This is a genomic window from Rahnella inusitata (assembly GCF_003263515.1).
Classification (GTDB): domain Bacteria; phylum Pseudomonadota; class Gammaproteobacteria; order Enterobacterales; family Enterobacteriaceae; genus Rahnella; species Rahnella inusitata.
On record NZ_JYDE01000017.1, the window covers coordinates 12,877 to 32,380 of the forward strand.

At 47.7% G+C, this 19,504-nt stretch carries 17 protein-coding genes; 7 read left to right on the forward strand and 10 right to left on the reverse strand.

Annotated features, from left to right (window positions below; translation table 11 throughout):
• Positions 1-26: 26 nt before the first annotated feature.
• On the reverse strand, positions 27-548 hold the full coding sequence (locus TU92_RS09995) for a GNAT family N-acetyltransferase (protein ID WP_112166746.1): 522 nt from the start codon (positions 546-548) through the stop codon (positions 27-29).
• A gap of 267 nt (positions 549-815) precedes the next feature.
• Here TU92_RS09995 and nlpA point away from each other — a divergent pair, with 267 nt between their 5' ends.
• A complete protein-coding gene (gene nlpA / locus TU92_RS10000; RefSeq protein WP_112166748.1) occupies positions 816-1,634 on the forward strand; it encodes a lipoprotein NlpA in 819 nt (272 codons plus the stop codon).
• A 65-nt stretch (positions 1,635-1,699) separates the two neighbouring features.
• Here nlpA and phoC read toward each other — a convergent pair whose 3' ends face one another.
• Together phoC and TU92_RS10010 are read right to left on the reverse strand one after the other, a co-directional pair.
• Positions 1,700-2,437 carry an acid phosphatase PhoC gene (gene phoC, locus TU92_RS10005; RefSeq protein ID WP_056774350.1) on the reverse strand — a complete coding sequence of 246 codons (738 nt, stop codon included), beginning with the start codon at positions 2,435-2,437 and terminating at the stop codon, positions 1,700-1,702.
• Between the two features lie 137 nt (positions 2,438-2,574).
• Positions 2,575-2,853 carry a DUF3761 domain-containing protein gene (locus TU92_RS10010; RefSeq protein ID WP_112166750.1) on the reverse strand — a complete coding sequence of 93 codons (279 nt, stop codon included), beginning with the start codon at positions 2,851-2,853 and terminating at the stop codon, positions 2,575-2,577.
• A gap of 576 nt (positions 2,854-3,429) precedes the next feature.
• Between TU92_RS10010 and hsdR the strand changes: the two genes are divergently transcribed.
• The 6 genes from hsdR to TU92_RS10040 all read left to right on the forward strand — a co-directional run bounded on the left by hsdR (position 3,430) and on the right by TU92_RS10040 (position 11,812).
• Entirely contained in the window at positions 3,430-5,865 is a 2,436-nt protein-coding gene (hsdR, locus tag TU92_RS10015; RefSeq protein ID WP_112166753.1) for an EcoAI/FtnUII family type I restriction enzme subunit R, read from the forward strand.
• A gap of 72 nt (positions 5,866-5,937) precedes the next feature.
• Positions 5,938-7,407, forward strand: a complete 1,470-nt coding sequence (locus tag TU92_RS10020) for an N-6 DNA methylase (protein ID WP_112166755.1) — start codon at positions 5,938-5,940, stop codon at positions 7,405-7,407.
• Positions 7,407-9,170 (forward strand): restriction endonuclease subunit S, encoded by a 1,764-nt coding sequence (locus tag TU92_RS10025; protein WP_112166757.1) that lies wholly within the window; start codon positions 7,407-7,409, stop codon positions 9,168-9,170. Before TU92_RS10020 ends, TU92_RS10025 begins: the two co-directional genes overlap by 1 nt.
• Positions 9,171-9,180: 10 nt before the next feature.
• Positions 9,181-10,290 carry a PDDEXK family nuclease gene (locus TU92_RS10030; RefSeq protein ID WP_112166759.1) on the forward strand — a complete coding sequence of 370 codons (1,110 nt, stop codon included), beginning with the start codon at positions 9,181-9,183 and terminating at the stop codon, positions 10,288-10,290.
• Positions 10,291-10,304: 14 nt separating this feature from the next.
• A complete protein-coding gene (locus TU92_RS10035; RefSeq protein ID WP_168990326.1) occupies positions 10,305-11,264 on the forward strand; it encodes an ankyrin repeat domain-containing protein in 960 nt (319 codons plus the stop codon).
• 110 nt (positions 11,265-11,374) lie between these two features.
• Positions 11,375-11,812 (forward strand): hypothetical protein, encoded by a 438-nt coding sequence (locus tag TU92_RS10040; protein WP_112166762.1) that lies wholly within the window; start codon positions 11,375-11,377, stop codon positions 11,810-11,812.
• A 353-nt stretch (positions 11,813-12,165) separates the two neighbouring features.
• On the opposite strand, the gene TU92_RS10045 is transcribed toward TU92_RS10040, so the two are convergent.
• The 7 genes from TU92_RS10045 to TU92_RS10075 form a co-directional block, all read right to left on the reverse strand.
• Positions 12,166-13,134: a retron St85 family RNA-directed DNA polymerase gene (locus TU92_RS10045; RefSeq protein WP_112166764.1), complete on the reverse strand. Its 969-nt coding sequence runs from the start codon at positions 13,132-13,134 to the stop codon at positions 12,166-12,168.
• 9 nt (positions 13,135-13,143) lie between these two features.
• Positions 13,144-14,157: a retron St85 family effector protein gene (locus TU92_RS10050; RefSeq protein ID WP_112166766.1), complete on the reverse strand. Its 1,014-nt coding sequence runs from the start codon at positions 14,155-14,157 to the stop codon at positions 13,144-13,146.
• A gap of 592 nt (positions 14,158-14,749) precedes the next feature.
• Positions 14,750-14,995: an ogr/Delta-like zinc finger family protein gene (locus TU92_RS22615; RefSeq protein WP_112166768.1), complete on the reverse strand. Its 246-nt coding sequence runs from the start codon at positions 14,993-14,995 to the stop codon at positions 14,750-14,752.
• Positions 14,988-15,197: an ogr/Delta-like zinc finger family protein gene (locus TU92_RS22620; protein WP_112166770.1), complete on the reverse strand. Its 210-nt coding sequence runs from the start codon at positions 15,195-15,197 to the stop codon at positions 14,988-14,990. Before TU92_RS22620 ends, TU92_RS22615 begins: the two co-directional genes overlap by 8 nt.
• Positions 15,194-15,400: an ogr/Delta-like zinc finger family protein gene (locus TU92_RS10065; protein WP_112166772.1), complete on the reverse strand. Its 207-nt coding sequence runs from the start codon at positions 15,398-15,400 to the stop codon at positions 15,194-15,196. Before TU92_RS10065 ends, TU92_RS22620 begins: the two co-directional genes overlap by 4 nt.
• A complete protein-coding gene (locus TU92_RS10070) occupies positions 15,397-16,146 on the reverse strand; it encodes a hypothetical protein (protein ID WP_112166774.1) in 750 nt (249 codons plus the stop codon). The genes TU92_RS10065 and TU92_RS10070 overlap by 4 nt, the downstream gene beginning before the upstream one ends.
• A 622-nt stretch (positions 16,147-16,768) precedes the next feature.
• The gene (locus tag TU92_RS10075; protein WP_112166775.1) at positions 16,769-19,444 is read right to left on the reverse strand and encodes a DUF927 domain-containing protein; all 2,676 of its coding nucleotides are present in this window, start codon (positions 19,442-19,444) and stop codon (positions 16,769-16,771) included.
• Positions 19,445-19,504: the final 60 nt, after the last annotated feature.

Here is a 19,504-nt window from a genome sequence, read left to right on the forward strand (position 1 = left end):
AGCCCGGCTGCCCGTCTTGAAACGAGTTACTGCGCAGGCAGCGTCTGATTTCCCTCACCTAACGCGCGTTGCATAAAGACCGTATCCAGCCAGCGTCCGTGTTTGAATCCCACCGAGTGCAACGTACCCGTAACGCGGAATCCGGCGGCAAGATGCAGGCCAATCGACGCGTTATTTTCACTGTCGCCCACGTTGGCAATCAACTGCCGGTAGCCGTGGGTTTCCGCCCAGTCTATGGCGCGGCGAATTAACGCTTTCCCCGCACCGCGTTTCTGAAAATTGGGATCGATATAAATCGAATCCTCCAGCGTATGGCGGTAAGCAAAGCGCTCGCGATAACGGCCTAGATAGCAGTAACCTTTAACTTCCCCGTCCTCCAGCACAACCAGCCAGAGCAACCCGGCGTCTTTAATCTTCTTCAGGCGCGCAGACATTTCTTCTTCGCCCGGCGGCTGCGTCTCGAACGATGCGGTTCCGTGAATAACATGCCAGGCATAAATTTTGTGCATAGCGGGAACATGCTGTTCATCCGCTTCGATAATTTCCATTCCTGCTGCTCCGTGGAGGGGGACGCGAGACAACCACTTTTTACGAAAACAGGCCATAAAGGCAAATTGTTTCTGGTGGATATAAGTAAAACATATGGATGGCTTTTCCTGATTTTCAGTGGCGGCGTGGCGCATTTGCCTAATCCACATTATTTCAGTCATATGCTTTTTTCTTCTTATCGATACTTTTTCGTTTTTTAAACCGCCACAGGCATCCTGCTATAGTCATTTCTTTGGCCATTAATGCCTATTTTTTAAGGATAAAAAGTGAAACTGACGACCTCTTATTTCCGCACCGGCGCGGCGGTGTTGCTGGCAGGTTTACTGCTGGCGGGCTGTGATCAAAAAAGCAGTGATACGAAGCATATTAAGGTGGGTGTAATTAACGGTGCCGAGCAGGATGTTGCGGAAGTGGCGAAAAAAGTCGCCAAAGAAAAATACGGTCTCGACGTCGAACTGGTAGGGTTCAGCGGTTCTCTGCTGCCCAATGACGCGACAGATCACGGCGAACTGGACGCGAACGTCTTCCAGCATCGCCCGTTCCTCGAGCAAGATAATAAGGCGCATAACTATCATCTGGTGGCCGTCGGCAATACGTTTGTCTTCCCGATGGGCGGATATTCGAAAAAAATTAAAACCGTCGATGAGCTGAAAGAGGGTGCAACCATCGCGATCCCTAATGACCCGACCAATCTGGGCCGCGCGCTTTTGCTGCTGCAAAAAGAAAAACTGATCACGCTCAAAGAGGGCAAAGGTTTGCTGCCGACGGCGCTGGATATTACTGAGAATCCTCACCATCTGAACATTATGGAGCTGGAAGGCGCGCAGTTGCCACGTGTGCTCGATGACCCGAAAGTCGATGTGGCGATCATCAGCACCACTTACATTCAGCAGACAGGATTATCGCCGGTGCATGACAGCGTCTTTATTGAAGATAAAAACTCGCCTTACGTGAATATTTTGGTCGCGCGGGAAGACAATAAAGAGGCAGAGAATGTGAAAGACTTTTTGAAATCGTATCAGTCGCCGGAAGTGGCGAAAGCGGCGGAGAAAATCTTCAACGGCGGGGCCGTGCCAGGCTGGTGATGAATGTGCCTGACAGGGGCTTTGCGCCGCCTGTCAGGCTACTGCGTTAAATCCTTAACGCCGGTTTATTTATGCTGTTTCGCAAATTCTTCTTTCGCTTTCTTCAATTGCTGCTGGAAAGCATCGTTGGTGTGCAGCGTGGCCACCACTGCGGAGCCGACGATACGTGCGGCATCCACATCGCTCTGCCAGTGATATCCGCAAATCACACGACTCTGCCCTAAATCATAACCGCGCTGAAGGATCTGATCCTGACGCTGCGGGTTGATTTCGGTGAGAACCAGTGCGGTCGCCCAGCCGATAGAGGTGTGGCCTGAAGGATAAGATCCATTCTTCGACAGCTTATCCTGCTCGGTAGTGTTGCAGGTCGGGACGCCGTAAAACGCAAACGGACGAATGCGCATGTACTTCTCTTTGGCAGAGCGCGTCGCCAGATCGCCAGCATCTTCAATCATATTGGTCAGAAGCTTGTGCAGCTCCGGCGTATCTTTGGCCGTGATCGGTGAACCGAACGCACCGGAGAAGGCATTCGCCACGCCGCCACCGCTCAGGTTTGCATCTTCAGCAGCCTGCTTACCACGTTCGGTGGATCGCAGCAGACGGCCCTGTTCATACATCGCCTGATCGTTCAAAAATGCAATGCTGCCCACGGCCGGAGGCGGCGGAAGCAGTGTCAGACTGTTGATGGCCTGATCATTTTTCAGATAATAAAGGTCTGGTTTGGTGGTCGCATCGTTGCCGGTAAGGGCGAATGCATTGACAGAGAAAAGGCTGGCGAGGCAAAAAGTGGTCAAAGTCTTCATTAAAAGTTTCCTTACTTACGTCTTAGATGTCATTACGAACTCATTTCCGTAACATTTCTTAACATGTGCAAGTAAAACAAATTTTTTGCAGAAAAGTTTGCGTGAGGTCTCAGAATTTGGAATTTGTGGAGATGCTTTTAATTAAGCCATTCCGCTACACCACCGTGTCTTGAACAGGTTCCCCGACGGTGCTGGCTGAAACTGTACGTGCCATCCCTGCACTTAGCGGATGCGCCGTCAGGTGCATTTCCCGATCGGGTATGTGCCGGACTGTGAACATCCTGCCCGTCCGAGTTAATGTAATCCCCTTGCTCAATGAGCTCATTATCCTGAGAGACTGACGGGGTGTGCTGCTTTGCAATGGCTGTATTGAATAGAAGCGTCACTGCGAAAAAGATAAGTCCAGGCAAACGCATGATCTTACTGCATCCTTGTGATGAGTACTTTTGTCCAGTTGAGGTGGCGACGAGAGTACTCCTAATAACCTCACAAACAATGCTGATATTTAACCAGTGTCCGGATGTTCGATTGCGACGTGATGAATCAGAGAATTAATGACAGACGAACAAGATCAATAGGGCGTCAGCGTATTCGTCGAGACAGCGGAGAAATTTAAAAGGAAGTTGCAACGTTATGGTGTCCCCTGCAGGAATCGAATCCATCTGTAAGGTGTTGATAATAAATTAGCCGTCTGGTTAATTACTGCCACGTAAAATCACAGATCCCATTAATCGTTCATGAGTAGCCCCAATTTAAGTCTGACGAGAATAGAACACGGGAATCATTACGCTCCTGTTCACACGAACCAAGTCACAGAGTAAAAAGTCCTTTTAGCCCACAACATGCTGCAAAAAAGAAGTCGCTGCAATTTTGATGCGGTCTTTGATTTCGTTTGCCGGGTGCCAATGGCTCAAAACAACGTTTCATGTCATTACTTGACGCACTAACCTGTGTAAAATCAGAATTAACCCAATATCGTTGAGATCTCTGCTATGGCTGGCGTTAACAAAACTCATCTGACCGAAACGGACATCATCACAAAATTCATCCTGCCTGCAATTAAAGAGGCGGGTTGGGATGTGATGACGCAGATTCGCCAGGAGGTAAAACTCCGCGATGGCAAGGTTGTAGTGCGAGGAAAGCTAGCGGCACGCCTGACGGTGAAGTCCGCTGATATCGTGCTTTACCATAAGCCGGGATTACCACTCGCAGTGATAGAAGCGAAAGCCAATAAGCATGAGATCGGCAAAGGTATGCAGCAAGGGTTGGATTACGCTCGTTTGCTTGATGTGCCTTTTGTGTTTGCTTCCAATGGCGATGGTTTTATATTTCACGACAAAACCAATCCCTCACAACTCGAATCAGAAATATCACTTGCCGATTTCCCGACACCGCAACAGCTTTGGGAAAAATATTGCGTCTGGAAAGGATTTACCGCTGAGCAGCTGCCGGTCATCAGTCAGGATTATTACGATGACAGCACCGGTAAATCCCCGCGTTATTACCAGTTGCAGGCGATTAACAAAACCATAGCCGCTGTTTCAGCCGGGCAAAAACGCGTGCTTCTGGTGATGGCCACAGGCACCGGTAAAACCTATACCGCCTTCCAGATAATCTGGCGGTTGTGGAAAGCGAAAAATAAGAAACGCATTCTGTTTCTTGCTGACCGCAATATCCTCGTCGATCAGTCAAAGAATAATGATTTCCAGCCTTTTGGCACCGCGATGGCAAAAGTTACCGGAAGGAATATCGATCCGGCATATGAAATTCAGCTGGCGCTTTATCAGGCCATCACCGGGCCGGAAGAACATCAGAAAGCTTACAAACAAGTCGCTCCTGATTTCTTCGATTTGATTGTAATTGACGAATGCCATCGCGGCAGCGCGTCGGAAGACAGCGCCTGGCGCGAAATTCTTGATTATTTCAGCAGCGCCACGCAGATCGGCCTGACGGCAACCCCGAAAGAAACTGACGACGTGTCCAATACCGATTACTTCGGTGAGCCGGTTTATACCTATTCGCTGAAAGAAGGGATTGAAGACGGCTTTCTCGCACCTTATAAAGTCGTCCGCGTAGATATCGACGTTGATCTGCAAGGTTGGCGTCCTACTATCGGGCAGATGGATAAAAACGGTGAGCTGGTGGATGACCGCATCTATAACCAGAAAGATTTTGACCGCACGCTGGTGATTGATGAACGTACTCAACTGGTGGCACAGACCATCACCGATTATTTAAAACGCACTAATCCGATGGATAAAACCATCGTCTTCTGTAACGACATCGATCATGCAGAACGTATGCGCCGGGCGCTGGTGAATCTGAACCCAGAGCAGGTCGTGAAGAATGAAAAGTATGTGATGAAAATTACCGGTGATGACGATATCGGCAAGGCGCAACTGGATAATTTCATCAATCCGAAAAAGCCGTATCCGGTTATCGCCACTACCTCCGAGCTGATGAGTACTGGGGTCGATGCCCAAACCTGCAAACTGGTGGTGCTTGATCAAAATATCCAGTCGATCACCAAGTTTAAACAGATCATCGGGCGCGGTACGCGTATCAACGAGAAATTTGGCAAACTGTGGTTCACCATTCTCGACTTCAAAAAAGCCACCGAACTGTTCGCCGATGAACGTTTTGATGGCGTGCCGGAAAAAGTGATCCGCACCACGCCGGAGGACATTTCCGATCCGGATTCTGAGTTTGATGAAATGCTGGAAGATGAATCTACGGATGAAATAGCGGATCCTGATACCTTAGCCGTTCACGAAACACCGGGGGAATATAACGTTACGCCCGATCCGGATTTCGCGCCTTTTGAAGAAGATGAAGAGCGTCCAATCCGTAAATTCTACGTGAACGGCGTGCCGGTGAAAGTGCTGGCAAAACGCGTTCAGTATTACGATGCGGACGGGAAACTGGTGACAGAATCCTTCCAGGATTACACCCGCAAAACCCTGCTGAAAGACAAAGACTACGCATCGCTTGATGATTTTACCCGTAAGTGGCAGTCTGCCACCCGCAAACAGGTGATCATTGATGAACTAAAGGAACTGGGTATTTTGTGGGAAGTGCTGGCGGAAGAAGTGGGTAAAGATCTCGACCCGTTTGATCTGCTCTGCCACGTCGTTTACGGCCAGCCACCGCTGACGCGTCGTGAACGCGCGGACAACGTGCGTAAGCGTAATTACTTCACCAAATATTCCGCGCCCGCACAGAACGTTTTGAATACGCTGCTGGACAAATATGCCGATCAGGGTGTGCACGAAATTGAAGATATTCAGGTGCTAAAACTGAAACCTTTCGATACCCTTGGCCGCCCGTTAGAAATCATCAAAAACAGCTTTGGCGATAAAAAATCCTATGAGAACGCCGTGAACGAATTGGAAAACGAAATCTACCAGCCATCGCCACGCTCCGCCTGACTGCACGACACTTTTCTGCCACCGGTAGCTTTTGATTCCGGTGGCATCATTTTTTGAAGTATGGAAACCACTATGTCTATTAGCTCCGTCATTAAATCCCTGCAGGACATCATGCGTAAAGACGCCGGTGTCGATGGTGATGCCCAACGTCTTGGTCAGCTTTCATGGCTGCTGTTCCTGAAGATTTTCGATACGCAGGAAGAAGAGCTGGAACTGGAGCAGGATGATTACCGTCTGCCGATCCCGCAGCGTTATCTGTGGCGCACCTGGGCGGCCAATAATGAAGGGATCACCGGCGATGCGTTGATGGAGTTTGTTAACGACGACCTGTTCCCGGCACTGAAAAACCTGACTGCGCCGTTTGATATTAATCCGCGCGGTTTTGTGGTGAAGCAGGCCTTCAGCGATGCCTACAACTACATGAAGAACGGTACTTTGCTGCGTCAGGTGATCAACAAGCTGAACGAAATTGATTTCAGCAACAGCAATGAACGCCACCTGTTTGGTGATATCTACGAACAGATCCTGCGTGATTTACAAAGCGCCGGTAACGCCGGTGAGTTCTATACCCCGCGCGCCGTAACACGTTTTATGGTCAACCGTATCGACCCGAAACTGGGCGAATCGATTATGGACCCGGCCTGCGGTACCGGCGGTTTTCTGGCCTGTGCCTTTGACCACGTCAAAGAGCATTACGTCAACACCACCGAAGACCATCAGATACTGCAAAAGCAGATTTTCGGCGTCGAAAAAAAGCAGCTTCCACATCTGTTGTGTACCACCAACATGCTGCTGCACGGCATTGAAGTACCGGTGCAAATCCGCCACGACAACACGCTGAACAAACCGCTCTCCTCATGGGATGAGCAGCTTGACGTGATTGTCACCAACCCGCCGTTTGGTGGCACCGAAGAAGATGGCATTGAGAAGAATTTCCCGGCCGAAATGCAGACCCGCGAGACTGCCGATCTGTTCCTGCAACTGATCGTCGAAGTGCTGGCTGATAAAGGCCGCGCCGCCGTGGTGCTGCCGGACGGCACCTTATTTGGTGAAGGCGTAAAAACCAAAATCAAAAAGATGCTGACTGAAGAGTGCAACCTGCACACCATCGTGCGCCTGCCGAACGGCGTGTTTAGCCCGTACACCGGCATCAAAACCAATATCCTGTTCTTCACCAAAGGCCAGCCGACCCAAGACATCTGGTTCTACGAACATCCGTATCCGGCAGGCGTGAAGAACTACAACAAAACCCGCCCGATGAAGTTCGAAGAATTCCAGACAGAAATCGACTGGTGGGGCGATGAAGCCGATGGTTTCTCCAGCCGCGAAGAAAGCCATCAGGCCTGGAAAGTGGGCATCGACGAGATCATTGCCCGCAACTTCAACCTCGATATTAAAAACCCGTATCAGGGCGAAACCATCAGCCACGATCCGGATGAACTGTTAAGTCAGTATCAGCAGCAGCAAACAGAAATCAGCGAACTGCGCAACCAGCTGCGCGACATCCTCGGTGCTGCGCTGGCCGGTAAAGGAGCGAACTGATGGCTGTCGAACAACTGATCACCCAGCATATCGATACCTGGACGTCCGCCCTGCGCACCCGTTCCACCGCCGGACGCGGAACCTCTGGCAAGATTGATCTGTACGGCATCAAAAAGCTGCGCGAACTGATCCTCGAACTGGCGGTGCGCGGCAAACTGGTACCACAGGATCCGAATGATAAACCGGCGTCTGAATTGCTCAAACACATTGCGGCTGAAAAAGCGGAGCTGGTGAAGCAGGGGAAGATTAAAAAGCAGAAGCCTTTGCCGGAAATTAGTGAAGATGAAAAACCATTTGAATTGCCGGTGGGTTGGGAGTGGGTGAGACTCAACGACATTATGGCGGATATTCATTATGGGTATACAGCTTCTGCTGATGAAACAAAAAAAATAAAATTATTAAGGATAACTGATATCCAAGATGACAAAGTAAACTGGGCAACAGTGCCTGGTTGTGATATCAGTGAAAAAATGGCTGAGCAATATAAGCTGAAAGATAATGATATTGTTATTGCTCGAACTGGTGGGACTGTAGGGAAGTCATATTTAGTTGAGAATATAAATGTTCCATCAGTATTTGCATCCTATTTAATAAGGTTGAAATACCTTCCCCCTATGCAAGCACAATTCACAAAAATATTCTTGGGTAGTCAGTTGTACTGGAAGCAACTTTATGATGGAACATCCGGCACAGGGCAACCAAATGTAAATGGTAATACCTTAAAGGCAATAATATTACCTGTAGCGTCTATTGATGAACAAAATAATATTATCTCTAAAGTTAAAGAGCTCATGTCCCTCTGCGATCAACTGGAACAGCAATCCCTGACCAGTCTGGAGGCGCATTCACAGCTGGTTGAAACGCTGCTTTCCACGCTTACCGCCAGCCAAAACTCCCAGGAATTGGCCGAAAACTGGGCGCGAATCAGCCAACATTTCGACACGCTGTTTACCACCGAAGCGAGTATAGATGCGCTTAAGCAAACTATTCTGCAACTGGCTGTAATGGGGAAACTGGTGCCGCAAGACCCTAACGATGAACCAGCCTCTGAACTGCTAAATCGTATTGAGCAGGAAAAAGCGCAACTGGTGAAAGAAGGGAAAATTAAAAAACAAAAACCTTTGCCGCCGATTAGTGAAGAGGAAAAACCGTTTGAGTTGCCAGTGGGGTGGGAATGGTGCAAGTTTGGTCTTTTATCCGAATTTATAAATGGTGATCGAGGCAGTAATTATCCCAATAAAAACGAATATGTTGATAGCGGTGTTCCTTGGATAAATACTGGGCATATTGAGAAAGATGGGACTCTATCCGTTGAATTTATGAACTATATTACGCAAAAAAAATTCGATGAACTTCGAGGTGGGAAAATAAAGGATGGAGATCTGGTATATTGTTTACGTGGTGCAACGTTTGGTAAAACAGCCTTTGTAACTCCATACAAGGTAGGAGCCATTGCTTCATCTCTAATGATTATTCGCCCATTTATTATTCAAGTCGGAGCTTTTTTTTACAATTACCTCACAAGCCCATTTGGTAAGTCGCAAATATTTCGTTTTGACAATGGCTCAGCACAACCAAATTTATCTGCTAACAGTGTAATGTTATATGCCTTCCCTTGCCCGCCGTTAGAAGAGCAATCGAGAATATATAATGAAGTTCAAAGATTATTCGAAATATGTGAATCATTAAAGAGCAATATTCTATCTGCCCAACAAACCCAACTCCATCTGGCGGATGCTCTCACAGATGCAGCGTTAAACTAAGGAGCAGTTTATGCCGGTTCATCATGCTATCTGGCGGGTGGGGGAGAACCCTCAGCCGCTGATCATCAGTAAACTTTCTAGCGAGCAGTTGCTGGAGAAGATGATATTAAACGATCCTACCATCCTCTCTGACCAGTGGATGATTATCGGTCATCAGGAAAATACGCTCGATAAAGGGCGCATTGATCTGCTGGCGATTGCGCCGGATGCCTCGCTGATATTAATTGAGCTTAAACGCGACCGTACACCGCGTGAAGTGGTGGCGCAGGCGCTGGATTACGCTTCGTGGGTGGATGATTTAACCGCAGACCGTCTCTCACAGATTTATGAGAAATTCTCCGGTGGCGGCAATCTGGGTGACGCGTTTCAGCAACGTTTCAATACTGAGTTGGAAGAAGAATCCATCAACCAGTCGCATCAAATCATCATTGTGGCAGCGGAGCTGGATCCGTCGACTGAGCGCATCGTGGACTATCTGAGTAAGAATGGTATCTCTATAAACGTTCTGTTCTTTAAGGTGTTCCAGCACGGCGAAGAGCAGTTCCTAAGCCGTGCCTGGCTTATTGACCCAAGCGAAACGCAAACTAACGCCGCACAAGCCACCGCAGGTGCCAGTGCCAAAGCGAAGGAACCCTGGAACGGGGAGTTCTATGTCTCGTTTGGCGACCCAAGCAGCCGTAACTGGGAAGAGGCCCGCCGCTATGGTTTCATCAGTGCAGGCGGTGGAAGCTGGTACAGCCAGACGTTAAAGCAGCTTCAGCCAGGCGATCGCGTTTGGGTAAAAATTCCGGCAACGGGTTATGTCGGCGTCGGCATTGTGCAGAGCGCCGTTGAGCCTGCCAGCAGTTTTACGCTCAACACTGAAGACGGCGAAAAACTCGCGATGGACGTGCTGAAGCATGGCGAACTGTATCGCCAGAATGCCGATGATCCCGATAAATCAGAGTATTTTGTGCCGGTGAAATGGCTTGAAACCCGCAGCGAACATGAAGCTGTGAATGAGGTTGGTTTCTTTGGCAACCAGAATACGGTCTGCAAACCGACCACACCAAAATGGCGGCACACAGTCGATAAGCTAAAGCGTATGTTTTTACGCTGGGACACTGAACGGGCAGAATAAGAGAGGCTGGGATGATGTCTGTTAGCGATAAGGTATTGAAACTCGCCTTCCAGGGGGAATGGAATACGCTTTTACCTATTCTTCGTGGTTATCCTGATCTGGTAAATCACCCCAGTGAACCTAAAGGTTATACCCCGCTGCATCAGGCTGCATGGCATGGAGCGAATTTGTCGGTAATGGGAGAACTGTTATCTATTGGCGCTGACCGAAGTGCGACAACGAATGCTAAGCGGCAGACTGCTTATGACATCGTGGTTGAAAAGCACAAACGGCCTGATCTGCAATATCTTCTGTTCCCGCAAAAATTGACCATCGGACAAATTCTCAGAAAAGTGGTTTCCACTGAGCGGCAATTGTTCACTGATTATGATGGCAACCAAATTTTGGTCGATAAAATGATTGCGGCTTCCGGTGTTGAGCAATGCCCTGATGACCTTAACGAACTGGATACCAGGCTAAGTCACCTCTTTTTTGCGTTGACGGGGAAAGCGATATCAACGGCTGACACCATTCACTTTGATGTAGGTGAAGGTTTTACATTTACGGTAGAGGCTGAGTTTTTCAGGCTGATATTTTTCCCGTTGGTACATCAAGTTGCGGTAAAAAAGATTAGCTATCTGGAAAGTGAATGGGCCGTTGTATCCGACTTATTTGATCCTGCTCCGACGCAATGGGGATTGAGAGGGAGTTTGTTCTTGTGGCTGGAGATGCGGCAGGCTTTATGTCAGGTCAGTATTCCTGAAGATAAAAATGAATTGGGCGATATCATTTCGGCAGCATTTCAGTCACTGACGGGGAAGTCGTTAATCAATCGGGTGGGCGGCAACGACTTTTACGTTGAGCGATTCAGTCGTGGTGGTGGATCTTCAGGTTTTGTTGCTTCCCTGTTTTGGCTTAATGAGTTCATCCCACAACTGCAACAGCGGTTAACCTGGCAGCAAACTGTTTGGTCGATTTCACCGCGTTCCTTTTGATGTTTTATTTAGTAGGTATCGGGCGTTGTTTTGCTACTTTTCATGGAATTATTTCATCGCCTCAAATTTGCAGTGGTTGTTGAAAATGTTTAAATCGATCTGGGGGAAGTATGACTACAGCAGAATTAGGGCAGTTAAGGGTATTGCAGAAACTAATGAGCTTTGGGGCCAGAAACGCCATCGTCCAGAAAAAAGGCAACAGATCATTCATCACATTTGATGCCCCAAATGGTAAAACGTATAAAGTCACAACCAGAGCGAAAACGTCAGGGACCTGGCAAACCTCAACAAACTATGCTGCCCATTGTACCCTTGATAAAAATGACAATGAGTTTTGGGTATTTATCGATCTTGGTCGAGAACCGAATAGTTTCTATATCACGCCGTTATCTTGGATCAGGAATGATATTTATGAGGCATATATGGATTATCTGCAGAAACACGGTGGACACCGCGCGCAAAATGATGAGTCGACTCATCATGCTATTTCAGTAAAACGCATCACTGACTGGAAAGATGCGTGGGGGATGATGGGACTTAGTCTATAAAATTTTGCTAAGCGTTCGCGCAATGATGCTGTGATGTCATGAAGAGATATGAAAGCTATTTAAAGCTTAAATTTGCCGAGAGGCTTGGTATTGCTGGGTTTTTGAAGTGGCGTGAAATGACTTAATGGTGTCCCCTACAGGAATCGTATTTACTTTTATTGCATTGATTTTATTGTTATTTTTACTTTTATGTTGTTTTTGTACCCGCTTTTGTACCCGCTATTTAGCTTGTCCTACAAACGTAAGAGTTTCATAGCTCAAAGATATGCTATCGAATGGAGATGAAAAATCTGACCATTACATAAAATACCTTTAAGCCCATAGAAGTGGCAAGTCTGACTAAATTTATGTTTTTATTTAAAGTTAGCTGATTTTATTTCTTTTGAAATGCACAAGGATTCTTGATAAAGAACTTTAAACATCTCAGAACCATACTGATATTTTAGCTTAATATAATAATCATGTTCAATGTTATTAATATGTGACAGCATTCCATGTAAATAAGGAATATCCTCCCTTTTTAGTTTATTTTGGCTATAAAGATAGATCATGGCTCTTATTTTTTTTCTCAGGTAACGACCTACACCCAGTTCGCCTTCGTGAGTAATTACCACTCCAGTTACTCGCTTGGAACGTCCTTTGCCAATATATCTGGTTTTCTCTTTGTTGATGAGTAGTTTCGGATTTTCAGTTTTGTTGATGAGAGTGGAAATAAAAGAGTGAATCATCTCAAGCTTTTCTATGTTATCTGCGGAAAATGTTAAATCATCTGCGTAACGAGTATATAAAATACCTTCTTTTTCGCAATATGAATTTATTTCGCTATCAACATCATGCATGACTATATTTGAAATTATTGGTGAAGAAGGGGCACCAATGCAAAGGCTAAGTTTTCTTTCTCCTTTTCTTCGCCAGAATAAATAGTTAGTTATTATCGTGCTTTCAAATGCCCCAAATACCAATCCGTTTTTTTCAAGGAAATATAGGAAATCGGAAGGCTTAATCGAAGGGAAAAAATTCCTGAAGTCCATTTTTAATAAAAATGCGTTATCTTTATGGGGCAATGCATTATCATAAATGGATGAGTTTTTCATATATGCTTTTGCACAGCTATGAATGGGGATGGTTTCCAAAAGAGTTTTAACTATAGCCCGTTGAATTTCTTTTATTTCTTTTGATGGTTGAGCTACTTCTCTTTTTTCAGAACTGTTTTTTTTATTAATATAAAAAACTTTGTATTCGCGTGGTGCGGAGATGTAATTTTTGATCAGATAAGGAACTGATTTGTCTAGGTAATTTGCTATTTCATCTAAGTAACTCATAGTGTCTCCTCATCCTCTAATTACTGCTAGTCTTGCATTGTCGTGCTCTCTATAATAGAGAAGAGCATTTGCTTTTATATCATTAACATCACTAAATTCATAGATGGTATCTTTGTCTGGTACGTATCGATATTTTATAAACCCTAGGTTTTTCGCGGTTGCTATATAATATGTGTCACCTGAATGTTCAATATCCACATAACCAAGTTTTTCTAATGTGTAAATATATTCTTTTATTTTTTTTAATGTGATATTTATACCAAACCCATCATTTAGACACTTTCTAATCTCACTAACTTTTAAGGCCGAGAAAATATATATAAGATCGCCAATCAAAAGGCACACATGTCCCTTGGCTTGACTGTTGAAATTAACAGATTGTTGAGTTTTTATTTCTACTTCAGTCGTTAATCTTTCCAAGATAACATCTGCTATTTGATTTATTTCCTCATGACTTCCCGTTAATGAAAGATTTACTCGTGTTTCTTCACGTGCTGAGACGGAATATCTAACACCCCATCGATATTTGAGTAAGGTTCTATTGTTATCCTCTAGATATTTCAACAGCCCTAGGTTAATGAATGATCTTTGGACAGTTGTATTGGTATTAACAACTGTTATTAATTTTTCAGATATTGACTCAATGATGCTAAACGACCCTAATTCTGCATAAGCACCCAAACCCTCAACTACAAGAATAACTGCACTAGCTAAGTCTGCAAGGACTATTTCAAAGTCAATAAGATTTTCGACAATAGAGTGCTCAAGCCAGTCCTGAAATTCTTCTGCAAGTATTATTTTATCAGGGGTAATGCGTTTATTGAGAGGTATATGCCGCATCTCAGGTATACGCCGCATTAGAGCGTCTCTCATTGATTTAGGCAAAGGGGGAGGGGCATCAGGTTCATGATCGCCTAAGTCAGCTATAAGACCGCCACATATGAAAATAAAATTAGGCAAATTCTTTACACGTAATTTTTTAGTATCAATACAAAGTAAAAAATTATCTCTAATATCATCCATTATATGTAACCATGATTTTTTATAGAAATAGCCCCAGTAGATACTGGGGCTACTGCCTCTTTACCAGAATAGGCACGGTCGGCGTAAAAATCGCAGATTTTTGCGGTGACCGTGGCTGAATTGACCACAATAACAAAGCTCCGGTGATACACCAGATGAAGCAATAGCCACACGCTTCTAACGCGTAAAGAGTAGCGACATCATATTGCCTATACCATCTTCAATCAAGCCTAGACGTAAGATGGTTTAGTGTTCATAACGTTGTAGATAACTAAACAGGGCAAAAGAATAGTTGGTGTCCCGCGCGCAATGCTATCCCCGCCACGCCTGCCCGCTTTATGTATTGGTTTTAATGCAGTTGCCTGATGCCCTTCATTCCGCGTCATTGCTGGCGGGAATGCTGCTGAAAAATAGGCATAATTGAATGCAAATCCATGCAGTCAGAATGCAGACTTAATATCACCCATTTTGGGGAGTTTTGCACGTTTTGGAATGAATTCTGTCGGCGGGCGGGTTGATCATCAGATGGAGGGGTACACATAATAAAAAGCGTATCTCAGTGATGGAATGGCACAAAGATACGCCGGAATTATCACTCTAATCGCACGGCATAGGCGGGCGTTACAGGTCGAGGCGCATTAATGAGTTCCTCCACTGGTGCTGGCAAATGCGCGGGGTCGACGGTTTTAGTGATAAAGCGCTCAAACGTTTCGAAAGTGGTGAATACGCACTGACACTGGTCATTAACGCATACGCTATAGGCTAGTTTCGACGTGGCAGAATAAGCGCGAGTTGACCTTTTTTTGCTGCTACTTCTGCAATGCGGACATTTAAGCATTAACGGTGCCTATTTTATTTTCCGGTATGCGAATTATTCGCGTTATGACCTCATAATTAGTAAAACTCACTGCACAGTATGCGTGTTTGCATTTGCAATACCGAAGCACGGTAAAGGGGGTTATGCGCTTTGCAGTCAACCTTACGGCTGCTTTCTTGCAGACGGGGCATTTCAACTCTGTATAAGTTGGGCTTACGCTCATTCAACCCCCTTATTTCTGCCTTTCGCATCCTCGCCAACCGTGATTTTTGAGTTTTTGATAATGTGGCCAAAGGTTTCCCTGGAGACGAAGGTCGTGGAACATTCAAGGTTCTGACATTGATGGAATGTCTCTTTGCTCCCGTCTTCCAAATCATTCACTTTTCGCATATGGGCAGGTTTGAGACAAAGTGGGCAATACATCATGATGCCTGTCCTCCAATACCAAGCTGTGCTTCTTTTCGCTTGATCATTGTTAGCGCCATTGTGCGCCCGCCCACGCTTGTCAATTTAGGGTTAAGGTATTTTGCCTCAGGACTGCTAAGGCCAATCTGCGACAGTACAGGCTCATTATGCATATTGAAGGCATAACCGGACACTGCGGCTTTAAGATATTCATTCACTTCACTCACGACTGCGTCCAGTGGCGGGTGAGCGTACTCATTGAAATGGCCGTTTTGGGTCACAAAAGATTGCTCAATGGCCAGCGCCCGGTATTTGACAGCCATTGCGCGGACTAGCGGGGTGATGGCGTTAGAGAGCGCGTGCGTTAGCTCCTGAGTGCCATAGTCCATCAGTGCAAGGCCATGGTTCCTGCGCATCGCCTCACCCGACGTTGAGCACTTCACTTCCTGACGCTCTTTTTGAATATTCAGAGAATCAAGCAGCTCTCCCAGCTCGCGTGCCATTTCCTGCTCAGCCATCCGCTGTAAGTGCTGCTGCTTTATCTCAGGGCTGATCTGCCCGCGCAGTTTGCGAAACATTTCGCGCCACTGATTTCCGGCCTGTTCGCTTCGGGCTTCGGCGTCCTGCTTTTGCTGCTGGCAGCGGAGAATATCGCCAGTGATTTCCTCCATTTTCTCTACGTCCGCCCGCTGCGAATGCCGTGCATTCTGGAAGTGATTAATCGCTTTTTGAACGGCGATGGTGGTCTGGGGGGCTTGTTCTTTCATCGTGACCTCGGTGCTGGGAGTGATTTGATGTCAAACATTATGTGTTGTACCGGCGACCCGCACTATTGAGTCGGGACGTGCAATGGATAGCAGAACGGGGGCTTATCTCATTAATTTTTCAGCGGTGTAATCTATGTATGCCGACTGGGTCAAAAAATTGAGTGGATAATATATTGTGATCACACTGAAGCTGAGTCATTAGAAAACCACGCTGACAGGGAATACGACATGGTTAAAGGATGAGGGGAAATCCTCAACGGAGAGCCTGTTACTGGCTATTTGTTAGGTTTTTTATTTAGGAAACGTGAGGCTTAAAAAGCGCCTGCCAGAAGGAAAGGCTTCTGATTTTAAATACTGTTATGTCTTTTTCAGCGCGTACATGTAGTACAACCGCGTACAGGAATGATTTTAAAAGAGAAAATCCGTACTACATGCCGGTATTGCACCGCGTACATGTAGTACAGAAAAAGGTTTTACACTTATAAATCAACGCTGTACTACATGTACTACACGCCACCTTTGATGTAGTACAGAAAAATCCCTTTAAATATCAATGCTTGTACGCGCTGTACTACATGTACTACATGTATTAGTAATTAAATAAGATACGTGAGGCGCTGCCTTAGCCGATAACTTCTTGGTTAAGCACGTAAACGAATTTAGGCCCTATTTCTGGCAGGCGAATTTGTTTTTGTATCCGGCTTTCGCTGGTTTCTGTTATCCAGCCGGTTTCACGACACAGCAGGGCGGTTTTCTTCTGGTCTGACGTACCACAAATCTCCTTCCAGCCGCTCGGCAACACGTAAAACGTGGTCACTGCGTCACTGATATTATTCCCCCTTATCACGCGGCGATATCCCACCATGTTTGCAGGCCGGTTTTTGTCATCGTCCCAGTCGGCAAAACGGGTGAACTGATTGGCCGTGACGAAGCGCCTTATGCGCTCCAGCGCGTCCGCTTCTTCCTGATTGGCAGAATGCCCACGGTCTTTCAGCCATGCATCGAGACAGGCTCTGGCGGCGCGTAATGCCTCACCGGCTGGCCAGCCCGTTATCCCCGCCGCCGATGCCAACTCTCCCGCCACGGCCAGCAGGGCAAAGCGGTCAACGATGCGCCCAACCTGTTTACCGGAATCCGCAGGAAGCAGGGCGCGCTCATACTCCTTTTTCAGCGTTTTGGCGCGGTTCGTCACGTCCTGAAGGTTAGCGGCCAGATAGCGTATCCAGTCGCGGAACGGTGCGCCGTGATACTGCTTGGTGGCCTGTTCAAGATGTTCGGCAAAGTCTTTGCCGTTGTCGAAGGCGTGCAGGGTTTCAAAGGCACCGTGTACGCCGGTATCGCTGGGAATTTGCACCATACGAACACCGACGCCTGCGCCGGTGCGTTTTTCTCCGGCCTCGGCGGCGTGCTCCATGATGGAAACCTCGCCGGTGGACATGTAAAGCATCGACCACGTCACCGGATCCCGTACGCTACCGTCGACGCGGCTACGAGCCTTACCCTGACCGTTTCCCAGCATGTAGGCGATGCGGCTGGCCTCTTTACCGTCCACCTCGCTTATCTCATCCAGCATCAGGGCTGCATCGTTGCGCCGCAGGGCGATACCCTCCAGCGCGTTACCGGTGGCTCGCCACGTTTTCCAGAAGTCGGGGCTGCCGCACAGCGATGCGGCCACCTTCATGGTGGTGGTTTTGCCGTCGGTGGATTCGCCCTTGAGGTGATAACCGCCGCCGCCTGCGCCGATAAGGTGGAGCAGGGGAGCGGCCAGCGCCAGACTGACACAGAATGTCAGGCGTGAATTATTAACACAGTAGCGGCCAATCTGTTCGACCCAATCCGCCGTGCTGCCCGCCACCCTGAAATCATTCTTTGAGGAATAGGCCGACTGTAAAATCACGGACTCCGCCCCGTTACCTATCACCTCGTCCTGCAGGACGTACACGGAGCCGTGCCAGCCGGTTTTATTCACACAGGTGACCTTGCGCACGGGGCGACAGGTGGAGATGTACTCCATCAGAAACCCGCGGGCCGAACCGTTGACGCTGATAAAATGTAAACCGTTTTCAAGCAGAACCTCCCGCAGCTCCTGACCGCTGCCGGCAAGCACCGTCATCGGCATTGCCCACTGATGATTGATGCCGTTGGAATCCTCCCATTCCAGCAGGCGGCCAAACTTCCCTCCGTCGGCATCGCAACTGATAGCCGTGACCCTCAGCGGGCTGCAAATTTTGATTTGCCTGACCTGACCGCTGTCACCGTCGTCATTGACCGGCTTGTCGAACCACAGAAAATCCTTTGTCAGACGAAAGCCATGGGGCAGACGGGTTGCCGTGTCGTTAGTGTTCACCATTTCGTCGGTAAAGGCGTCACGGGCGCGCTGGATGCCAAATTCACGGCGAAAATCATCCCAGTCGGCTTTAAATTGTCCTGACGGGATAGTGACCCAGCCGTTAACCGCCTGCGCCGCCTGAAATGCTTTCTCTCGGCCCGGATTATCCTTGCCGTCGGCGAAGTCGTTATCACCGGCGATAACCAGACGGGCATCCGGCCATTTGTCCCGCATGACCTTGGCAACGTTCAGCAGGTTGTTGGCTGACACCGCGGCCACGCACCAGCCGTCGCTCAGACCGGAAACGGTCACGGCCGTGGCGAAGCCCTCGGTGATGATCACGCGCTCTGGATACTCGTCGGGCATCGGCGTGACGGCCAAAAATGAGCCCGCCATTTTAGAGCCGGAGAGCAGGCATTTATCCCCCGCAGGGCTGATAAGCTGCGCGCCGGTGGTCTGGTTATCCAGCGTGACCAGAGGTAACAGCAAAGAGCCCTCTGGAAAGGTCATACCGGCCATGGAGAAGGGTTTGGCCGTCAGTGGGTATGTATGACCGATAAGCCCTTTATTTTTGAGGTACAGGCTTTCACCCAGCGAGGACTGACCGGCTAATGACTGATAAGCTTTCTCAAGCTGCACGCGCTTTTGGGCGTCCGAGGATTCTTTTCTGGCAGGCATATTTTCGGCGGGAGCCGTGCCGAGAATTTTGGTGATTTCGGCTGCGGTCGCCGTTTTATCCTGCCCTGAGACCAGACAGGCTAAATCGAAGCCGTCACCGCTGCCGCAGTGATTACAAAACCATGTGCCACGCCCGCCTTTATCGTCGAAACGGAAACGGTCTTTTCCCCCGCAGGAAGGGCAGGCGCCATGATGACCGCCAGCGGGAACCTTGATACCCAGTGATGGTAATAGCGTCGCCCAGCGCCCGTTAGCGCCCTTAATAACCTGACCGATGGGTTGGTGTTTCATCACGTATCCCTTATAGTAATGACGTTGCTCTACAGCACCGTGTAAATATATTAAGCGCCG

Coding starts and splice junctions, on each gene's coding strand:
- TU92_RS22615 (WP_112166768.1), bottom strand. CDS start 14,995: ATGCTTAAATGTCCGCATTGCAGAAGTAGCAGCAAAAAAAGGTCAACT.
- TU92_RS10035 (WP_168990326.1), top strand. CDS start 10,305: ATGTCTGTTAGCGATAAGGTATTGAAACTCGCCTTCCAGGGGGAATGG.
- TU92_RS10070 (WP_112166774.1), bottom strand. CDS start 16,146: ATGAAAGAACAAGCCCCCCAGACCACCATCGCCGTTCAAAAAGCGATT.
- TU92_RS10040 (WP_112166762.1), top strand. CDS start 11,375: ATGACTACAGCAGAATTAGGGCAGTTAAGGGTATTGCAGAAACTAATG.
- TU92_RS09995 (WP_112166746.1), bottom strand. CDS start 548: ATGGAAATTATCGAAGCGGATGAACAGCATGTTCCCGCTATGCACAAA.
- TU92_RS10020 (WP_112166755.1), top strand. CDS start 5,938: ATGTCTATTAGCTCCGTCATTAAATCCCTGCAGGACATCATGCGTAAA.
- TU92_RS10050 (WP_112166766.1), bottom strand. CDS start 14,157: ATGGATGATATTAGAGATAATTTTTTACTTTGTATTGATACTAAAAAA.
- TU92_RS10065 (WP_112166772.1), bottom strand. CDS start 15,400: ATGATGTATTGCCCACTTTGTCTCAAACCTGCCCATATGCGAAAAGTG.
- TU92_RS10045 (WP_112166764.1), bottom strand. CDS start 13,134: ATGAGTTACTTAGATGAAATAGCAAATTACCTAGACAAATCAGTTCCT.
- hsdR (WP_112166753.1), top strand. CDS start 3,430: ATGGCTGGCGTTAACAAAACTCATCTGACCGAAACGGACATCATCACA.
- TU92_RS10010 (WP_112166750.1), bottom strand. CDS start 2,853: ATGCGTTTGCCTGGACTTATCTTTTTCGCAGTGACGCTTCTATTCAAT.
- TU92_RS10025 (WP_112166757.1), top strand. CDS start 7,407: ATGGCTGTCGAACAACTGATCACCCAGCATATCGATACCTGGACGTCC.
- TU92_RS10030 (WP_112166759.1), top strand. CDS start 9,181: ATGCCGGTTCATCATGCTATCTGGCGGGTGGGGGAGAACCCTCAGCCG.
- phoC (WP_056774350.1), bottom strand. CDS start 2,437: ATGAAGACTTTGACCACTTTTTGCCTCGCCAGCCTTTTCTCTGTCAAT.
- TU92_RS10075 (WP_112166775.1), bottom strand. CDS start 19,444: ATGAAACACCAACCCATCGGTCAGGTTATTAAGGGCGCTAACGGGCGC.
- TU92_RS22620 (WP_112166770.1), bottom strand. CDS start 15,197: ATGAGCGTAAGCCCAACTTATACAGAGTTGAAATGCCCCGTCTGCAAG.